Source organism: Ensifer sp. EB106-03-01-XG145 (assembly GCF_058792075.1).
The window spans coordinates 95,866-97,822 of record NZ_JBYTEC010000007.1 but is presented as its reverse complement, the minus strand read 5'-3'; the positions used below and the strand labels follow the sequence as shown (position 1 = coordinate 97,822).

Here is a 1,957-nt window from a genome sequence, read left to right as displayed (position 1 = left end):
CGCCGTTTCCTGGGGAGGTGGCCCATCCTGTGCGGCTGACTTTCGGCGGAGGTGTCGGGAATTCTTGGAATCAAGCATCGACGACAGCGGCATGCCACCCTCCCGCGTTCAAAGCTGTAATGAAACCCCTATATTCGAATGTTAACAAACTCTAATGCGGAAAGACAAGCCGTAATCTTTCGCAGTCAATAAATCTTCATAATCCGCTAGATTTTTACTTAACCCGGAAAGCATATGACAACTGCGTTACAGAAATTTCATAATAGATCTGTCGCCATTAACGGATTGGTTTGACTGGTTTTTATAGCCCCTACGAGCTAATTCGGCCGCTTCCTTTTGATGACCCAAAGTGATCAGAAGCCCGATCTGCCCAGCGCCGGTTCGTACGCCACATGACCGCCATTCGGGTGTCGATTAATCGCATCGCGTTCAACGAGCGACAATATTGCAATTACCAATTGCACCGAGATAGTCTACGATCGTTGCGATGCCTTGCCTGCCTCCGGGAACTCCGATCTGAAAACCAATCGGAACCAGACAGGGCGGACGGCGGCCGCTGCCGAGATCACGCGATTTTGCAAGCAGACCGCCTCCCAAGAAGCCATGTTTGGCCGATAATCGAGCGATCGGAAACCGGAGGACGAGCTATGCGCCCTGGCTTCGCAGGTACGTTGCTGACCTTTTCGTTGCTCTTGTCGGAGCCGACTGCTCCCCATGCAGCCGACGTCACGCGTTCGGGCCAGCCTGTGTTTGACCGCGTCGTCGAACTGGTGGATGAAGAACTCTACGACACAACGGCGCTGGTCCGCTTCAACGCTGCTGCCCGGGCACAAATCGACGGGAGGTTGCACTCGATCGCGGCCGCGAGTTCGCCCAGCGACGTCGACGACGCGATTACATCGGTCCTTTCCAGCCTTCGGGTCTCGCATACCGGACGCTACAAGCCCGATACGATCGACTATTTCGAACTCTCCGACATTTTCCGTTTCGCAATCCGGAATGACATCCGCCGCCTCTTTCCGCCGGATGGCGAGGTCCGCTATCCCGGCATCGGCATGGTGACGACCGTTGACGGTGATCGTCGCTTCGTTGCCGATGTCTACGATGGATCGCCGGCCGAGAGGGCCGGCCTGCTCGTTGGTGACGAGATCCTGTCGGTGGACGGGCTTCCCTACCGGGAAATCGGCTCTTTCGCCGGTAAGGTAGGTCGAAGCGTCGAGATCCGGCTTCGACGCCATCGCGATGCCGCACCGATTTCGGCGAAAGTCCAGGTGGAGCGCTTGCGGCCGCTGCTGATGTTCGAGCGGGCGATCGACAAAAGTCTTGCACTCAGCGAACGCGATGGCCACAAGATCGGTTACGTGCGGATGTGGACGCTCTCAACGCGCAATGGCCTCGATATAGTCGCGGAAGCCCTTGCGACCGGCCGCCTCAAGGGCGCCGAGGGTGTTGTCGTTGACTTGCGCGGGCGCTGGGGTGGTGGCCCTGCCGATGCGGCGGAGCTTTTCGTTGGCGACACGCCGTCCTTTCGGTTGGTGCCGCGCCGCGGGGATGCGACACTCGCAAACTTCCGTTGGCGAAAGCCGGTGATCGCGCTGATCGATAAAGGCACGCGCAGCGGCCTGGAGCTCTTCGCCTATGCCCTCAGGCAGAATGCCATCCCGCTGGTCGGTGAACGGACGGCGGGCGCCCTGCTCGCAGGCCGCGCCTATGTCTTGCCGGATGACAGTCTGCTCGAACTCGCGGTTTCCGATGCGGTGATCGACAACGACCTTCGGCTCGAAGCTGTCGGCATCGAGCCGGATATTTCGGTGACGTCGCCGCTTGCCTATGCGGCAGGAAGGGATCCACAGCGGGAGGCGGCGGTCAACGAGATGGCTCGGATGCTTGCCGCCGGCAAAAACGGAAAGACCTCGGCGCCACTCGATCCGGCGTTGACACGCTAATCCGGCCAATG

The 1,957-nt window shown here is 59.3% G+C and carries 1 protein-coding gene; it reads left to right on the top strand.

Going from position 1 to position 1,957, the window contains the following annotated elements; genetic code table 11:
- Nucleotides 1-647 precede the first annotated feature (647 nt).
- Nucleotides 648-1,946 carry a S41 family peptidase gene (locus AC3WWH_RS18370; protein ID WP_058320903.1) on the top strand — a complete coding sequence of 433 codons (1,299 nt, stop codon included), beginning with the start codon at nt 648-650 and terminating at the stop codon, nt 1,944-1,946.
- Nucleotides 1,947-1,957: the final 11 nt, after the last annotated feature.

Excerpts from the sequence above, each read along its gene's own strand:
- AC3WWH_RS18370 (WP_058320903.1), top strand. The coding sequence starts at position 648 with ATGCGCCCTGGCTTCGCAGGTACGTTGCTGACCTTTTCGTTGCTCTTG.